General features: G+C 48.4%; 16 protein-coding genes and 1 pseudogene. 14 read left to right on the top strand and 3 right to left on the bottom strand.

The window, feature by feature from the left end:
* Nucleotides 1-17 precede the first annotated feature (17 nt).
* From HP570_RS06665 to HP570_RS29920, 5 genes and pseudogenes are all read left to right on the top strand, one after another.
* Nucleotides 18-1,319 (top strand): homoserine dehydrogenase, encoded by a 1,302-nt coding sequence (locus HP570_RS06665; protein WP_087349661.1) that lies wholly within the window; start codon nucleotides 18-20, stop codon nucleotides 1,317-1,319.
* Nucleotides 1,319-2,401: a threonine synthase gene (thrC, locus tag HP570_RS06660; protein WP_173625245.1), complete on the top strand. Its 1,083-nt coding sequence runs from the start codon at nucleotides 1,319-1,321 to the stop codon at nucleotides 2,399-2,401. The genes HP570_RS06665 and thrC overlap by 1 nt, the downstream gene beginning before the upstream one ends.
* Nucleotides 2,398-3,327 carry a homoserine kinase gene (gene thrB, locus HP570_RS06655; RefSeq protein ID WP_173625244.1) on the top strand — a complete coding sequence of 310 codons (930 nt, stop codon included), beginning with the start codon at nucleotides 2,398-2,400 and terminating at the stop codon, nucleotides 3,325-3,327. The genes thrC and thrB overlap by 4 nt, the downstream gene beginning before the upstream one ends.
* 22 nt (nucleotides 3,328-3,349) lie before the next feature.
* On the top strand, nucleotides 3,350-4,213 hold the full coding sequence (gene pheA / locus HP570_RS06650) for a prephenate dehydratase (RefSeq protein WP_012685574.1): 864 nt from the start codon (nucleotides 3,350-3,352) through the stop codon (nucleotides 4,211-4,213).
* Nucleotides 4,214-4,292: 79 nt separating this feature from the next.
* Nucleotides 4,293-4,415, top strand: a pseudogene (locus HP570_RS29920) (LysM peptidoglycan-binding domain-containing protein); the annotation flags it as partial.
* A 125-nt stretch (nucleotides 4,416-4,540) separates the two neighbouring features.
* Here HP570_RS29920 and HP570_RS29505 read toward each other — a convergent pair.
* Nucleotides 4,541-4,960, bottom strand: a complete 420-nt coding sequence (locus HP570_RS29505; protein WP_254495113.1) for a hypothetical protein — start codon at nucleotides 4,958-4,960, stop codon at nucleotides 4,541-4,543.
* A 147-nt stretch (nucleotides 4,961-5,107) separates the two neighbouring features.
* Between HP570_RS29505 and HP570_RS29500 the strand changes: the two genes are divergently transcribed.
* Both HP570_RS29500 and HP570_RS06640 read left to right on the top strand, forming a co-directional pair.
* The gene (locus HP570_RS29500) at nucleotides 5,108-5,785 is read left to right on the top strand and encodes a hypothetical protein (protein WP_254495111.1); all 678 of its coding nucleotides are present in this window, start codon (nucleotides 5,108-5,110) and stop codon (nucleotides 5,783-5,785) included.
* A gap of 183 nt (nucleotides 5,786-5,968) precedes the next feature.
* The gene (locus tag HP570_RS06640) at nucleotides 5,969-6,997 is read left to right on the top strand and encodes a phosphotransferase (RefSeq protein ID WP_012685576.1); all 1,029 of its coding nucleotides are present in this window, start codon (nucleotides 5,969-5,971) and stop codon (nucleotides 6,995-6,997) included.
* A gap of 55 nt (nucleotides 6,998-7,052) precedes the next feature.
* Here HP570_RS06640 and HP570_RS06635 read toward each other — a convergent pair whose 3' ends face one another.
* Entirely contained in the window at nucleotides 7,053-9,041 is a 1,989-nt protein-coding gene (locus HP570_RS06635; RefSeq protein WP_012685577.1) for a bifunctional 2',3'-cyclic-nucleotide 2'-phosphodiesterase/3'-nucleotidase, read from the bottom strand.
* 215 nt (nucleotides 9,042-9,256) lie between these two features.
* Between HP570_RS06635 and HP570_RS06630 the strand changes: the two genes are divergently transcribed.
* Nucleotides 9,257-9,829, top strand: a complete 573-nt coding sequence (locus tag HP570_RS06630) for a BofC C-terminal domain-containing protein (protein WP_173604932.1) — start codon at nucleotides 9,257-9,259, stop codon at nucleotides 9,827-9,829.
* An 85-nt stretch (nucleotides 9,830-9,914) separates the two neighbouring features.
* Here the strand turns inward: HP570_RS06630 and HP570_RS06625 are convergent, their stop codons facing one another.
* Nucleotides 9,915-11,000, bottom strand: coding sequence for a hypothetical protein (locus HP570_RS06625; RefSeq protein ID WP_173604984.1), 1,086 nt, complete (start codon nucleotides 10,998-11,000; stop codon nucleotides 9,915-9,917).
* A 132-nt stretch (nucleotides 11,001-11,132) separates the two neighbouring features.
* Here HP570_RS06625 and HP570_RS06620 point away from each other — a divergent pair, with 132 nt between their 5' ends.
* The 6 genes from HP570_RS06620 (at nucleotide 11,133) to HP570_RS06595 (ending at nucleotide 15,898) form a co-directional block, all read left to right on the top strand.
* Nucleotides 11,133-11,324: a hypothetical protein gene (locus HP570_RS06620; protein WP_007724527.1), complete on the top strand. Its 192-nt coding sequence runs from the start codon at nucleotides 11,133-11,135 to the stop codon at nucleotides 11,322-11,324.
* Between the two features lie 146 nt (nucleotides 11,325-11,470).
* Nucleotides 11,471-11,971: a crossover junction endodeoxyribonuclease RuvC gene (gene ruvC / locus HP570_RS06615; protein WP_012685580.1), complete on the top strand. Its 501-nt coding sequence runs from the start codon at nucleotides 11,471-11,473 to the stop codon at nucleotides 11,969-11,971.
* Nucleotides 11,968-12,585 carry a Holliday junction branch migration protein RuvA gene (gene ruvA, locus HP570_RS06610; RefSeq protein ID WP_012685581.1) on the top strand — a complete coding sequence of 206 codons (618 nt, stop codon included), beginning with the start codon at nucleotides 11,968-11,970 and terminating at the stop codon, nucleotides 12,583-12,585. Before ruvC ends, ruvA begins: the two co-directional genes overlap by 4 nt.
* 4 nt (nucleotides 12,586-12,589) lie before the next feature.
* A complete protein-coding gene (gene ruvB, locus HP570_RS06605; RefSeq protein WP_012685582.1) occupies nucleotides 12,590-13,588 on the top strand; it encodes a Holliday junction branch migration DNA helicase RuvB in 999 nt (332 codons plus the stop codon).
* On the top strand, nucleotides 13,585-13,803 hold the full coding sequence (locus tag HP570_RS06600; protein ID WP_012685583.1) for a DUF2905 domain-containing protein: 219 nt from the start codon (nucleotides 13,585-13,587) through the stop codon (nucleotides 13,801-13,803). The genes ruvB and HP570_RS06600 overlap by 4 nt, the downstream gene beginning before the upstream one ends.
* 160 nt (nucleotides 13,804-13,963) lie before the next feature.
* Nucleotides 13,964-15,898 carry a SpoIID/LytB domain-containing protein gene (locus HP570_RS06595; protein ID WP_173625242.1) on the top strand — a complete coding sequence of 645 codons (1,935 nt, stop codon included), beginning with the start codon at nucleotides 13,964-13,966 and terminating at the stop codon, nucleotides 15,896-15,898.
* Nucleotides 15,899-15,931: the final 33 nt, after the last annotated feature.

Genomic DNA, 15,931 nt, shown 5'->3' with positions numbered 1-15,931 from the left:
AGGCAGGGGAGAGAGACATGGAGAAGCAGAGCATTAAATTGGGATTAATGGGGTTTGGAACAGTCGGGACTGGTGTCGTACGCATTATTCAAGCGCATCAGGAGGATTTGCAAAAGCAAACCGGTCTCAGCATTGAGATTTCCCGTATTCTTGTTCAGGACGCGGAAAAATCCCGCAATATTTCATTCATGGAGGGCACGCTCACCACTGACCCTGCTAGTCTTTTGGATGACCCAGAAATTGAAGTCATTGTGGAAGTAATTGGTGGCATTCACCCTGCAAAGGAATACATTTTGGGTGCACTCGAACGAGGCAAGCACGTTGTAACAGCCAACAAAGATCTGATGGCGTTGCACGGAGCCGAAATTTTAGAGAAAGCGCAAGAAAAAGGCTGTGACGTTTTCTACGAGGCAAGCGTGGCAGGTGGGATACCGATATTACGTGCATTGGTAGAAGGGTTCTCCTCAGACCGTATCGCGAAAATGATGGGGATCGTCAACGGGACGACCAATTACATCATGACCAAAATGAGTCAAGAGGGCGCAGAATACAGCGAGGTATTGAAAGAAGCGCAAGCATTGGGCTATGCGGAGCAGGACCCAACCTCCGATGTGGAAGGCTTTGATGCCGCCCGCAAAATGGCGATTCTGGCAACGCTGGGCTTCCGTGTACCGATGAAGCTCGAAGATGTGGACGTAAAAGGGATCAGTTCTGTGAGCAAGGAAGATATCGCCTATGGCAAGCAGCTGGGCTATGAAATCAAGCTGCTCGGGCTGGCTCGTCGTGACGAAGAGGCGATTGAGGTAAGTGTGCAGCCGACTCTGGTTCCGAAATCTCATCCACTCGCTTCTGTTAATGGTGTCTTTAATGCCGTGTACGTACATGGGGAAGCAGTAGGAGAAACCATGTTTTACGGGCCGGGTGCAGGTGAATTACCGACTGCTACCGCCGTTGTGTCTGACCTGGTTACTGTCGTAAAAAACAGAAAGCTAGGAGTGAATGGACGCGGAATGGTTGCTCCATACAAAGAAAAAGTATTGAAAGAAGACAGTGAAAAATTCTCGAAATACTTCCTGCGTATAGTCGTTGCAGATAAACGCGGTGTTCTTGCTCAAATTACGCAGCTGTTGGCTGACAAAAATATTTCCCTTGAGCAGGTGATCCAGCAACCGTTCAACAACGGACGTGAAGCAGAGATTATCATGATTACACACATGTCCTCAAAAAGTGACATGGATGCAGTACTGGCGTACATGGAACAGATGGATATCGTATCAACTGTGCAGAGCTGCTACCGTGTAGAAGGGGGAGACAAATAATGGCTTTTAATAGACAGTCTGGCATCTTAGAACGTTACCGGGAATTTCTCCCGATTACGGAAAAAACTCCGCTGGTCAGCCTGCATGAAGGAAACACTCCGCTGATCCATGCCCCGAACCTATCCAAACAATTGGGGGTGGAGCTGTACGTCAAGTACGAGGGGCTCAATCCGACCGGATCTTTCAAGGATAGAGGCATGGTCATGGCTGTCGCCAAAGCGGTTGAAGAGGGAAGCAACACAATCATGTGCGCTTCGACGGGGAATACATCAGCAGCAGCAGCGGCGTATGCGGCACGTTCAGGATTGCGTTGCATCGTCCTGATCCCGAGCGGCAATATCGCACTGGGCAAGCTGGCACAGGCCATCGCCTATGGTGCAGAAGTCATCGCGATTGACGGTAATTTTGATGAAGCACTGGATATTGTTCGGGAAATCACAGCGAAAGAGCCAATTACACTGGTGAATTCCGTGAACCCTTACCGGATCGAAGGACAAAAGACTGCGGCATTTGAAGTGTGCGATGCGTTGACAGACGCTCCTGACATTTTGGCTATTCCAGTTGGTAACGCAGGTAACATTACGGCATACTGGAAGGGCTTCGAGGAATATTTCGCAGCCAATAAATCGACTCGCTTGCCTAAGATGTACGGATTTCAGGCAGCCGGAGCAGCTCCGTTGGTTCACGGCGAACCCGTATCCAACCCTGAAACGATTGCGACAGCGATTCGAATTGGCAACCCAGCGAGCAAGGATGGCGCTTTGAATGCCATTTCGAAATCAAACGGTCTTGTCGATAGTGTAACAGACGAAGAAATTTTACATGCTTATCATTTGCTGGCGAAGAGTGAAGGCGTGTTTTGTGAGCCTGCCTCGGCAGCATCACTGGCGGGGATTATCAAGCTGCATGAGGCTGGAAGGCTCCAACCTGGAAGCCAGATCGTGTGCGTACTGACTGGAAACGGACTAAAAGATCCCAATATCGCTTTGAAGCTGGTAGGTGAAGAGCCGCGTTCTGTTCCGGCGACACATGAAGCTGTAATGGAGCTGGTTCGTCAAAGTGGGAGAGAATTTGTATCATGAATGGACGACGTGTAAAAGTAACCATACCGGCAACGACAGCGAATCTGGGACCGGGATTCGATGCGCTGGGAATGGCTTTCCAGTTGTATTCTGTCGTAGAAATGGAAATCAGTGATCATACGACAGTAGAGATGATGGGCAAGGAGCTACAAGGAACACCGACGGATAAAAACAATCTTCTGTACAAGGTTGCAGCGGGATTGTTTCAAGAAGCAGGTCTCGCCATTCCTGAGCTCGCGATCCGTGCCTCCAGTGAGGCTCCCCTGACGAGAGGATTGGGAAGTAGTGCCGCTGCGATTGTAGGTGCACTCGTAGCGGCTAATCATCTCGCTGGCGAACCATTTACGCGTGAGCAGTTGTTTGAAAAGGCAACACGCCTGGAAGGGCATCCGGATAATGCAGGTGCGTCGATGTTTGGAGGTATCATTGTTGCGACGATGCCTGAAGTACCAGGAGACCTCGTTCCTTATGTGCGGTTTTCTGCTCCGGCTGGATTGCAGACCCTCGTTGTGATCCCGGAATTCATGCTTTCGACAGAAAAAGCGCGGAACGTCTTGCCACAGGTGTACAGCAGAGAGGATGTTGTATATAATGTGGGTCATAGTAGTTTGCTAGTTGCTGCACTAGCACAAGGCAGACTCGACCTGATGGGACGGGCAATGTCGGATCGGCTGCATCAGCCGTATCGAGCAAAGCTTGTACCTGGCTTGAACGAAATCCTGGACAAAGCGACTGAACACGGGGCACTGGGAGCTGCTTTAAGCGGCGCTGGACCGACGATCCTCTGTTTCTTCTCCTCAGATGAAGAATTAGAGAAGCTGCGTGCATTTGTGGACAGAGTAATGAAAGGGCACGACATCTCGTACCGCGTGATGATCTTGCAACCGGACGAAAATGGCGTACAGGTAGAAATCCATCAGAGATAGACCATAGTGGATAGGAGTAGCCATGGAGAAGAAACTTGCTTTTCTAGGACCGCGTGGAACGTTTACCGAAGAAGCAGCACGGATACTGTCGCTCGGACAAAATCTATCTTTCGTTCCGTACCCAGGTATTATTGAAGTACTAGACGGTGTTTCCAAAGAGGAAGTGGCATACGGTGTCGTACCGATGGAAAACTCCATTGAAGGAACGGTCAATTCTACACTGGATTGGCTCATTCACGAAGTAGAGCTGCCTATTTTGGCAGAGCTCGCCTTGCCGATTACGCAAAATTTGCTTGTGGCAAAACGAGAGCACCCACTTCCTTTGTCCGCGATTACGAGAGTGCTGTCACATCCTCAAGCGATTGCACAAAGCCACAACTTTTTGCGTGAGAATTTGCCGGAAGCAGCGATCGAAACAGTAAACAGTACGGCATTAGCTGCAAAAATGGTGAGTGAGCATCCAGAAGAGCCATGGGCTGCTGTTGGTACTCGATTAAATGTAGAGATCTATCCATTGGAGTTTGCGCGTGAACAAATTCAAGATTATTCGAATAACTATACGCGCTTTGTTCTCGTCGGTCGGGAAAGTCTTGATCTACCGGTTTCCCGCAAGGAAAAGACGACGATACTGGTCACGCTGCCAGAAGATTTCCCGGGAGCGTTGTATCAAGTACTTGCTGCTTTTGCTTGGAGAAAGGTCAACTTGTCTCGCATCGAATCACGTCCGACGAAGAAAGCACTCGGAAGCTATTATTTTGTCATCGACATTGAGCAGAAGATGGACGATGTCTTGTTGCCAGGAGCATTTGCTGAGATTGAAGCCATTGGTTGTCAAGTTCGTCAGCTCGGGACGTATCCGTTTTATATGCATCAGACCAATTCCTAGAGGGATTGGTTTTTTCTTTTTCTACTCCCTCCCAACAAAGGAATGACGTCAAGGAGCAAAACGCCCATGACTGCATACGATGTTAGGGAGTTTGGTGCAAGGGAGGAGAAAAACATTGAGAATACACATCGTCCAAAAAGGCGATACGATGTGGAAGATCGCCAAAAGATACGGCGTCGATTACAAAGAACTGTTACGCCTTAATAGTCAATTAAAAACTCCCGATACAATTTATCCTGGAGCGAGAATCAAGATTCCGGCGAAACAAGTTCCTGTCCGACCACCACAAAGAACGACGCCCCCGCATCCAATGAGTGAGGCGGCCCCTTATGTGAAAGAAAGACCGATTACGGAAGAGGAAGAGATGGAGGTTCCGCAACAAATTGAAAGGCGGCCCATTGAGCCGGAAGAATCAGGAGAAGTGGAAATCGAATCCAGAGAGGAGATCAGACCTACTCTACCACCGGCTCCCATTCCTACGAGGCCACCCAAGGAGATGCCTAGACCTCCCAAAGAAATGCCAAGACCACCAGTCCCTTCTGTTTCACCAGAGATAGTCAGGCCAACGGAACCACCAACATTACCACCTCCACCACCAACGGAGCCGATCGAAAAACCAATCGAGAAGCCAAGTGAAAAACCGATCGAAAAACCGATTGAAAAGCCAACACCGTATAAACCACCGAACATTTCAGGTAATCCAAATGTGCTGACTCCGGTTCCGCCTGTTCCTATACGTCCACTCATACCGACTCCACCTCCAACCGGAGTGAGTCCGTATATTTATCCACCAGCGATTCCACCGAATCAAAATGTTCCCTACATTCCATATAGACCACCGACTCAGGTCTTGCCCTTACAGCCTATACGACCGCCAGCAAATGTATGCCCGCCTTGCACGCAGCCACAGGTAAGCCCATTGCAACCGATGCAGCCAAATTACCTACCGCCACGGGTAAGCCCATTGCAACCGATGCAGCCAAACTATCCACCGCCACGGGTAAGCCCATTGCAACCGATGCAGCCAAACTATCCACCGCCACGGGTAAGTCCATTGCAACCGATGCAGCCAAACTTCCCACCGCGGGTAAGTCCATTACAACCGATGCAGCCTACCTACCCACCACGAGTAAGTCCGTTGCGGCCGCAGAAGCCGACTTCAAAGGTGAGCCCACAACAGCAGCTCAAGCCACCTTCAAAAGTGAGCCCGCAACAGAAGCAGAAACCAACAACGAGGGTAAGTCCAGAGCAAGAGCGCAGGCCGATGCCACAGGTGCGCCCATTCCCGCCATTCCGACCGCCGTTCATGCCACCATTCCCACCACCATGCCCGCCATTTCCGCCCTGCCCACCGTTCGTGAACCCGTGGAATGGCCCATTTTATCCAAGTCGCCGACCGATTGTAAGTCCCGAACAAATTCGACCTATTCATCCATTTCCAATGGTCCCACCACCGATCAGACCGATGCCGTTTCCTTATCCATGCCCACCACCATTTCCACCCATGCCATTAAAGCGGCCACGAGCGAAGAAGCCTGTGTGCCCGGAACCAGTGGAGTCATCATCATGTGAGTGTTCTTCTGAAGTCATGGAGTACAGAGGCCGAAAAGGCAAGTACAATCGTTCTCCACAGGGGATTCACAATAACATGATGTTCCCGCCTTCCCCGTGTATGGCTTCCATGCCTGAACAAGGGGTTTGGCCGAACTGGGGAGATGGGCATGAAGAATCCTCTTCTTACTGAGAGGGTATGGGATGAACAAAGGAATCTTATCCACCATTGAAAAGGCTTTTCGCTGTCAAATCTACGGGGTAAAGCCGAAGCGAAACGTCAACCTGTTAAAAACAGACCGGGGCCATTGGATACTCAAAGGATATAAGCAGGTCGAAAAAGCTGTGTGGGTGACAGAGTTAGCAGATGCCCTATACCAAAAGGGCTTTCATCATACGGTGCAGTATGTGGAGAGTCAGGAAGGGGCAAAAATTTTTACATTTGAAGACCGCCATTACACCATCATGAAAATGATTGATGGGCATGAAGCAGATAACGGTTCTCTTTTCGATGTGAAAAAAACAGCAGAGACATTGGCACGTTTTCATGTTGCAGCACAGGGTTTTCCTATTGCTCATTCCTATGCGTATGAAGGAAAACCTGCTCTTTTAGATAAATGGGAGAGCCGCTTGGAATACTTTGAGCGATTGATGTGGTCGCTTGAACAGAAGGGACCACAGACAAAACTGGAGCAACTCATTTCCCAACAGGCAGATCATGTCCTTCGGGATGGCAAGGAGCTGCTGCAATCTGCCTACAAGCTGCCTTTGACGCCAGAAATGTTTTTAGCCATGGAGAGGGGGACACTCGCTCACAGAGACGTGGCGAGTCATAACTTTTTGCTTACGGAGCGAGGCAATTGCTATTTGATCGACCTTGATACCGTAGGGCATGATCTTCAGCTTGTTGACCTTGTACAATTGATGTCGCGGATGCTATTGATGCAGGAGTACCGCATGGATTCCTTTGTAGAAGCGATGGAAGCCTATAGTAACGTCAACTATTTGTCTGATACGCAGATTTGGGCTGTTCATCAATTGCTTCGCTATCCGGATAATTTCTTGCGGGAGGTAACGGGCTTGTATAGTCAGCGCCCAGGCTACCACATGAAGGGCGTCATGCAGCTGATCCAAATGGAAGGCAAAGTGATGGCAAATCGCCAACGCTTTTTAAACGACGGAGAACGAATCTTCCAGCGCTCTCCGTGGGGGCATTACCATTTTGTTGGATAGTCGGATAAAATAAAACATCCCTCTTTCAAGAGGGATGTTTGTGTTGTTGACAAGCTTACTTGGAAGCAGGCTTGGACAGATCAATAGAGAATTTCGCAAACCCAGATTCCAATACGTTGATGAACTTGATATGGGACATTTTTTCAGCGAATGGTTTCGCGTCAGGAGAAGAAGTGAAGGTAACGTTCAGCTTCGCATCTACTGGAGCGAAAGACCAGTTATTGTCTGCTGCTGGATCGATATTTTTTTGGTTCAGGATGTAGTCGATTACGATTTGACGGTTTTCATCTGGAGAATCGATTACGATGTTTTTGCCATCCAGACCTGGGAACGCACCGCCGCCGCTTGCACGGTAGTTGTTGGTTACGACGATAAACTTGTCTTCAGGTTTTACTGGTTTGCCGTTATAAGACAGGTTTTTGATGCGGTTTGCATCTTTGTTTGCTACTTTTCCATCTACAGCGTATTTGGATGGTTGCGTAACATCGATTTGATAAGTAACACCGTCGATTACATCATAGTTGTACGTTGGGAAAGACTCGTTGATGAGTGGTTGCTCATCTGTTTTCTTCGCATCGATTTGGTTGAACTGTCCAGCGGAGCGCTCTAACCATTCTTTCACCGTAGCACCATCGACCAGAACCGCTTTCAATGTGTTCGGGTAGATGTACAGGTCAGATACGTTTTTGATGGCGATTGTACCAGCTGGGATATTGGAGTAGTAGCTCACTCCGTTACGGCCGCCCGCTTTAAATGGTGCACCAGCAGACAGAACTGGAATGCCGTCGTATTCTGTACCCTTCACGTTTTTCTCCACGAACCATTTTTGTGCATTGGTTACGATTTGGATAGATGGGTCATCTTGCACGAGTGCAAAGTAGCTGAAGATCGGGGAAGATGTTTTCCCTACAGCGGAGCGAACCCAGTCAACTGTTTTATCGTGATCTTCTTTTACTGCTTCTACGATAGCTTTGTCTGCATCAGCCAAGGATGCTTTGTTTGCTTTGTCATAAATCGGAACAACTTTTGTAGCGGACTCAGCTACTTTCCATTTTCCGTTTTCTTGTTTCAGCGTCAGGTCGATCACGCCGAGGTGGTTACCCCAGAAGCCAGGCATAACAGCTGGTTTACCGTTGAGCGTTCCTTTTTCTGCATCAATGCCTGGAATTTTATCGAATCCAGGACCAGGGAATACGGAGTGGGAGTGTCCGAACAAGATCGCGTCGATACCATCTACTTTGCTCAGCTGGTAGCTAGCGTTCTCCAATTGAGGACCACCCTCGATAGGGCCAATTCCGGAGTGAGGAACTGCGATGATGATGTCCGCACCTTTTTTCTTCATTTCAGGTACGAATTTGTTGGCAGTTTCCACGATGTCCTTCGCGATTACTTTTCCTTCCAGGTTGGCCTTGTCCCACTGCATAATTTGTGGAGGAACAAAACCGATTACACCTACTTTGAGTTTTACATCCTTGCCGTTCTCATCTTTAAAAGTACGCTCCAGGATTTCGTAAGGAGTGAACATGTTTTTGTCATTGTTAGGGTTTTTGTCCTTGTCGTCTACATAGACATTGGCGTTAATATAAGGGAATTTCGCACCTTTCAAGCTGGTGCCCAAGAAGTCCAAACCAAAGTTGAACTCGTGGTTACCGATATTGGCAACATCATAGTCCATCAGGTTCATTGCTTTGTAAGCAGGGTGAGTATCTCCGGCTTTCAACGGGTCAATTTTTGCCACGTAGTCGCCCAATGGGTTTCCTTGCAACAAGTCACCGTTGTCGATCAGGATGCTGTTTTTCGCTTCTTCTCTTGCTTTTTTGACCAATGTCGCTGTTTTTGCGAGGCCAAACTCGTCTGTGTTTTTGTCTTGATAGTAGTCATAGTTCACGATGTTGGTGTGGATATCTGTCGTTTCCAAAAGGCGGAGCTTGAGGACAGAACCTGTTTGCGCGCTTACAGGAGTAAGAGGAAAAGAGAGTGCGCCAACAACCAAAGAAGTGCTGAGGAGAAAAGCAGTCAGCATTTTTTTGTTCGTTTTTTTCATGTTTGAAATGACCTCCATAAGTTTACAATAATGCCAAGCAAAAATAGTTTATCATTAGATTTGAAGGCTGGATAGATAGCTAGATGAAATAGTATATTAATTTTTTGTATTGACAAAAGTAAAAAAATATAACGTCAATCCCACTTTAGTCGCGTATGCCCCTGTTTCTTTGTGGCAATGATAGGAAGAAAAGCCTATAAAAGAAGGGGTTCTATTTGACTGAGAAGAAAAAGTGGATGGTTTACGCGACCTGGGGTGTAGCTTTCGTTACAGGCGTCGTAGCCGGTATTGTATTTCTGGGTAAAAATGGAAGTGATTCAGGTCTTACACGCTTACTGAACCATACTGGTAAAGCGGATGTAGTCGCAGGTAATTCGTACGAACTGGTTTTAGCCCGCCATTATTTGTGTGGGGTGCGAGATGAAGAACATGTATCGGTTCGTCCGAATCAACTGGCAGACGCCATGGGCAACTATACTGGATGGGAAATTGTACAAGCCGAGCCCGTCAAGATGCTCTTAATGAAACGCGAGCAGGATATAGCGCCAGCGTGCAAGGAGAATGGACATATCGGAATAGCTGCGGACGGCATGCTTGCCCTGTTTCATGGTCTGCCTGCTGAACAAGATGTCGTGCAAACCTTTTATCGAATCGATACGGCAAAAATGGAAGCGAGTCTGCCAAAAGAGGAATGGGAGAATCTGAAACGGGGGATTCGCATTCGGAACTTGGCAGAATATAACAGTGTGTTGTCTACCTATGGCGAATACCAATGGAGCGGACAATGAATACGGGTAAACCGAAAAGAAATCCCTTTCGAGCCTTTCGTGTAACAAGCGCGTATGGACTGGAAAGGGATTTTTGTTTCCATGGCTACGGATTTAGTTCAACCGCAATGATTCGCCAGCGTTCCCCCGGGACTTCACGGCGCAAAAGAAACTTCCATGTTCGTCGAAAATTCCCGCCTTCCTCTGCGATGTACGCGAGCCGAACAGGAACCTCTATCAAGAGGGGACCACGTTCGTCTGAAGGGATGACGATTTCTGACGTTCGCACAGATTCGATCGCGGACAGTTCTTCTGGAAGTGTGAAACCGTCTGTTGTCATTCGCATCGAATGGGTGTCGTGCTCATGCAGAGCGGTGAGGAAATAGCCGACCAATTCTTCAGGTGACGCCCCTTTTAGTGTAGTGGCAAGTGCTCCGGAGGCTTTGAGAATCATCATGCTGTGACTGGGATCGGGCTCTGAGCGTCGATGGGTGGAGCTGCCAAAAAAGTGGATGCAAAAATGCCCAGGGAATTCATTTCCCTTAATCGCACCAGCACCATGAGGCATTCCGTGCATAGACGCTGCAAAATAAGTGCCGTCTACCTCTACCAGAATGGCTCTGCGCTTCCACGACCATTTTCCCTGATAAATGTTCTTCATGATCTGTGTATCCTTGCGTGTCAACGGTTGAACATCGGCATGGCGACTACCTGCTCTGCGCTGGACATCAAAACGTTGTCCTGTCTCTAAATCAATTACCGTACCGAATTCCATCCGTTTTAACGTTTTTTTCACCTGTTCCCAAGGAATGGCTTGTGCAAAATGGACTGCCTCTACGGACTTGACCATTTCTTCGATCTGCTGGCGAACATCATTTGCCAACACATAGCGACGCGGCATTTCTTTTTCATAAAGCTGACCATCGTGATCATATACATACATTCGTTTTTTTACGGTCAATGTAGCGCGTACCCAGTGTGGGTTATAGGAAGCAACTTCGATAGCAGAGCCCAATATCCGCTTCGTAAATTGCTTTTGATCAGGGAAGGACATGGTCGTTTGGAAGGAGGAATCGGGTGATACCGATACGGTGACCATGATGTCATTCTTGATCTTGGCAAGCGCATTGTATGGCATGGACAGTGCGATTGCGAGAAAATAGATACAAAAAATAAGGACTTTACTGCGCAACAACCAACACCTCCACAGCTTATCGTTTCAATAAGATGTCTGACATATGTGGCGTAAATCTTGGTATCATAACACCATTGCGCTTACGCCATACTGATTTCATACGGTGATCGAAGGAGGAGTCTTTAGACCATGTCTACCATGCCTAGAGGTAGCTACAAAGACCAGTTCCATCAGCGTTTGTACGTTCAGTTGAACCAGGGGCACAACAAGCTCAATTACCAACAGATCAATAAGATCAAAGAGCACATGCAAAGTGGCGTAGACGACTATGCCCACATGCAGCATGATGTGTCGGATTCATTCGGAATGAACAAACACTAACAGACGCCGTATAACCCGTTCCTTTTATAGGGAGCGGGTTTTTTTGTTCAAAAGTCGACTTGGATATGAAATGGAAATACACGTTCGCTTTTTGGGTGCTTTGTGTTACAGTAGAGAGTAGAATCTTTGCTCACGGAGAGTGGACTATGCGCATTTTAGGAATTGACCCTGGCATTGCGATTGTTGGCTTCGGGGTTGTGGATAAAGAGGGCAGCCAATTGCGTCCCGTCCAATATGGAAGCATTCAAACAGAAGCTGGATTGCCAGTACCGCTTAGATTGAAACAGATTTTTGAGGCAATGCAGAGCCTTCTGGAAACCTATCGTCCCGATGAAATGTCCGTCGAAAAGCTTTTCTTTAATAAAAACGTGACGACGGCCTTTACAGTTGGTCAAGCGCGAGGGGTTATTATCCTTGCAGCAGAGCTGGCTGGTGTGCCGGTCTATGAATATACCCCGATGCAGGTCAAGCAAGCTGTGACTGGATACGGGGGGGCAGAGAAGAAGCAAATACAGGAAATGACGAAGCTCCTATTGCGGTTAAAGGAAGTACCAAAGCCTGACGACGTGGCGGACGCATTGGGCATTGCGATTACGCACGCACAGTTTCGAGCGTTCATTTCCATTTCGGAAGGGGTCAAGAAATGATTGATTTTGTAGAAGGTACACTTAGTTATCTCGATTCGGAATACATAGTTATCGAAACGGGTGGAATTGGTTATCGACTGTTTTGCCCAAACCCGTACCAATTCGTTCGGTATGAAGGCAACAAAACCAAATTGTTTACCCACCACCACGTGCGGGAAGATGCCATCCTGCTGTACGGCTTCGCTACCCGTGACGAACGCGATTTGTTCCGCAAGCTGCTCGATGTTAGCGGAATTGGTCCAAAGGGCGGATTGGCTATTCTGGCCGCTGCAACGCCTGAGCAGCTAGTGATGGCGGTTCAACAGGAGAATGTTACCTATTTGACGAAATTTCCGGGGATTGGGAAAAAGACAGCCCAGCGAATTATCCTCGATTTGAAGGATAAATTGGTAGGGTACACACCATCTGCGATTTTGACTGTTGCAGCGGGTGATTTGACAGCAGGCGAGCAAGCTGTGTCTGCACTGAACGAAGCGCTCGATGCGTTGACTGCACTGGGTTACTCTGATGGTGAACTGCAAAAAATCAGAAACACGCTGTCTGAGAAATCAAAAGAGGGCGATGGTGTAGAAAAGCTCATCAAACAAGGGCTTGCGTTGCTCATGAGGGGGTAGGATTTTGGATTCTCGGATCATCACGACGCATATGAATTGGGAAGAAGATGCGGCGGAGCTGAGCCTCCGTCCTCGCTATTTAAACGAATACATCGGTCAGCAGCATGTGAAGGAAAACCTGAAAATTTTTATTGAAGCGGCCAAAATGCGGAAAGAGTCGTTGGACCACGTACTGCTGTACGGTCCTCCTGGTCTGGGGAAGACGACTCTGTCGCAAATTATTGCAAATGAGCTGGGTGTGAATATCCGCACGACTTCTGGTCCAGCAATTGAACGCCCCGGTGATTTGGCAGCGATTTTGACGAATTTGCAAGAAGGCGATGTCCTGTTTATTGACGAGATTCACAGACTTAACCGAAGCGTCGAGGAAGTTCTGTATCCGGCAATGGAGGATTTTGCGCTGGACATCATTATCGGTAAAGGGCCAAGCGCTCGCAGTGTTCGTTTGGATTTGCCGCCATTTACACTGGTCGGGGCTACGACGCGGGCTGGAATGCTCTCCGCGCCGCTTCGAGATCGCTTTGGGGTTGTCAATCGCCTGGAATTCTATACTGTTCCGGAACTGACCTTTATCGTTTCACGGGCAGCCGACATCCTGCAGGTCGTCATTCGAGAAGGCGGGGCAGAGGAGATTGCCAGACGTTCACGGGGAACACCCCGGGTGGCAAACCGTTTGCTGAAGCGGGTTCGCGATTTTGCCCAAGTAAAAGGCGAAGGCGTCATTACGACAGAGATTGCCAAAGAAGCGCTGGAAAGATTGCAAGTAGATGCCTGCGGTCTCGATCATATCGACCACAAACTGTTGCTAGCGATTATTGATCGTTTTGACGGTGGACCGGTTGGACTGGATACGATCGCAGCAACAATCGGAGAAGAGTCACAGACGGTGGAAGATGTTTGCGAGCCGTACCTCATGCAGATTGGCTTTATGCAGCGGACGCCACGGGGGCGTGTACTCACCCCAAGTGCGTATCAACACTTTGGTCGGGAGATGAAATCGTGAATCCTGTAGCCAAGCTACTTATTATTGGTGGTGCTGCTTTAATCGTAATCGGTCTGTTGTGGCAGGTAGGAGGCAGATTTTTGCCTTTGGGGCGTTTGCCGGGAGATATCGTGGTAGAAAAGGAAAACGTCAAATTCTACTTTCCGATTGTGACTTGTATTGTGATTAGCATCGTCCTGTCTCTTGGCATGTATCTATTTCGGTTGTTTAAATAAGCAAGTGTGTAGGCCATCGGAGCTCATCGTTCCGGTGGTTTTTTGTGTGTGCGGGCGTTTGGTCCCATTTTACGAAAAAGGCAGGAGATCAGCCGACGATTGTCGAAAAAACATGGGAAGACATGCCAATTTTTGTTGAAAATCAGGTGAAGAAAGGACAATGGACGACATGAGAAAGAAATGGATGGGGAAAGTCCTTTCGGTGGGCCTGCTATCAGTAGTTCTCGTAGGAGGACATGAACCAGCGCAGGCAGCCGGCGACAATATTAGGGTTGCGCTATTTGTGGATACAGGACAAGGCTATCGGGGAGTAGTTCCTTCCGTTACGCTAACTGCTGCAAATGGAATGGAGGTCGTGCTCAATGGACCCGAAGGCAAGACAGATTTACCCGAATTAAAGGGAGATGCAGCTCGTTACCGAGTTGATGAATATCATCTGATCGTTGCCGAAACAGGTGACTGGAATCGCGCACAGCAGATTGCACAGCAATTGAGCCAACGAAAATACGAGGGTTCGATCCAGGTGGCAAAACGTAACGGTCAGACCGTCTATCAGGTTGTAAGCGGAACGTACGACACGTATCAGGCTGCTGCGAATCAGGCAAAAACAGTTGCCCAAGCAATCGGGCAGAATCCGCTGGTAAAAGGCCCGCATCGACTCGAAGCGGGTAAATTCAAAAGCTTAAAGGAAGCGCAAGAATGGCAAGCGTCCTTTGAAGCAACGGGTATTCCTGCTTATCCCGTAATGGTATCAGAGGGGGATAAAGTAAAGTATGCGGTTTGGATCGGTGATGAGGTTAGTCCTGATGCTGTGAAAGAATTGAAACGAAGAGCAAACGCTGCATTCCCTTCTTTCTCCTATCAGGAGCCAGACAGCCATTCATATGTTATATTGAAGCAGGATGTATACGGATCACCGGATGAAGTGATTTGGAAGTATGTATTCTCCCCTCAAGTTAAGCTGACTGTTGAAGCGAATAAAGCAGACGATGAAGCGGTGATTGGCGTTGTGGAACGAGAGCAGCGCACATATCGTGGTGAGATGGAGCTGTCGGAATACAATGGTCACTTGACGCTAGTAAATGAGCTTCCGATGGAAGAGTATCTGTATGGCGTCGTTGGCTCTGAAATGGCTCCAGGCTGGCCAATAGAAGCATTGAAAACGCAGGCAGTCCTGTCGAGAACTCGTGCTGTGTGGCAAGGCAATAAGTATGGTGTTGCCAATGTGTCCGATACGGTTTTCGAACAGGCGTATTATGGCTATACAAAAGAGTCTGATGATGTGCGTGAGGCCGTCGACGAGACGGAAGGCGAAGTCATTTACTACCAAGGCAAACCAGCCGAGTCGCTCTTCTATTCCAACGCAGGCGGTATGACAGCGGATGGCACAGAAGTATGGGGCAATCCCGTTCCTTATTTGCGATCTGTCGAGAGTAAAGACACCTATCCAATGGATAATGCAAGCTTATGGTATCGTGTGGCTTTAGCGGATGGTACGAGCGGCTATGTACGAAATGATCTGGTAACCGAAACAGGCCAGAGCAATTCAGCCGGACAAAGAATGGCGGTCATTTCGACCGAGAATACCAATTTGCGCTCGGGTCCAAGTACAACGACGAATCGGGTGTTGTCCGTACTCCCTACTGGTGCAGAGGTAACGATCCTCTCAGAAGTAAAAGAAGAAAATGCGTATTCGTGGACGCGTGGTCCGTTTACCGCTACAGAGATCGCAGCCATGATCAATGCCGCGCATGACAAGAACAAAGCTCCACGCATTTCAGGAAACGTAACGAGCCTGAAAGTGACAGAGCGCGGTCCATCTGGACGTGTGATCGCGATGGAAGCAAACGGGAAGCCAATCGTCGTTTCTTCACCGGATGCTTTCCGTTCTGTTTTTCAACAAGGTGGCTCCCCTCTTCGCAGCACGAAGTTTGAAGTAGAAAAGATCAATGGTTCGCAATTCATCTTCCGTGGTACTGGCTTTGGGCACGGACTTGGTGTTTCGCAATACGGAGCACGTGCGATGGCAGAGGAAGGGTATGACTACAAAGATATCTTGCAACACTACTACCAGGATGTGACAATCGAAAAGTAAGTCGTTTGCCACAAGATCTACCGCAAAAAGGAG

Source organism: Brevibacillus sp. RS1.1 (assembly GCF_013284365.1).
Lineage (GTDB): Bacteria > Bacillota > Bacilli > Brevibacillales > Brevibacillaceae > Brevibacillus > Brevibacillus brevis_D.
This window is presented reverse-complemented; position numbering and strand designations above follow the sequence as displayed.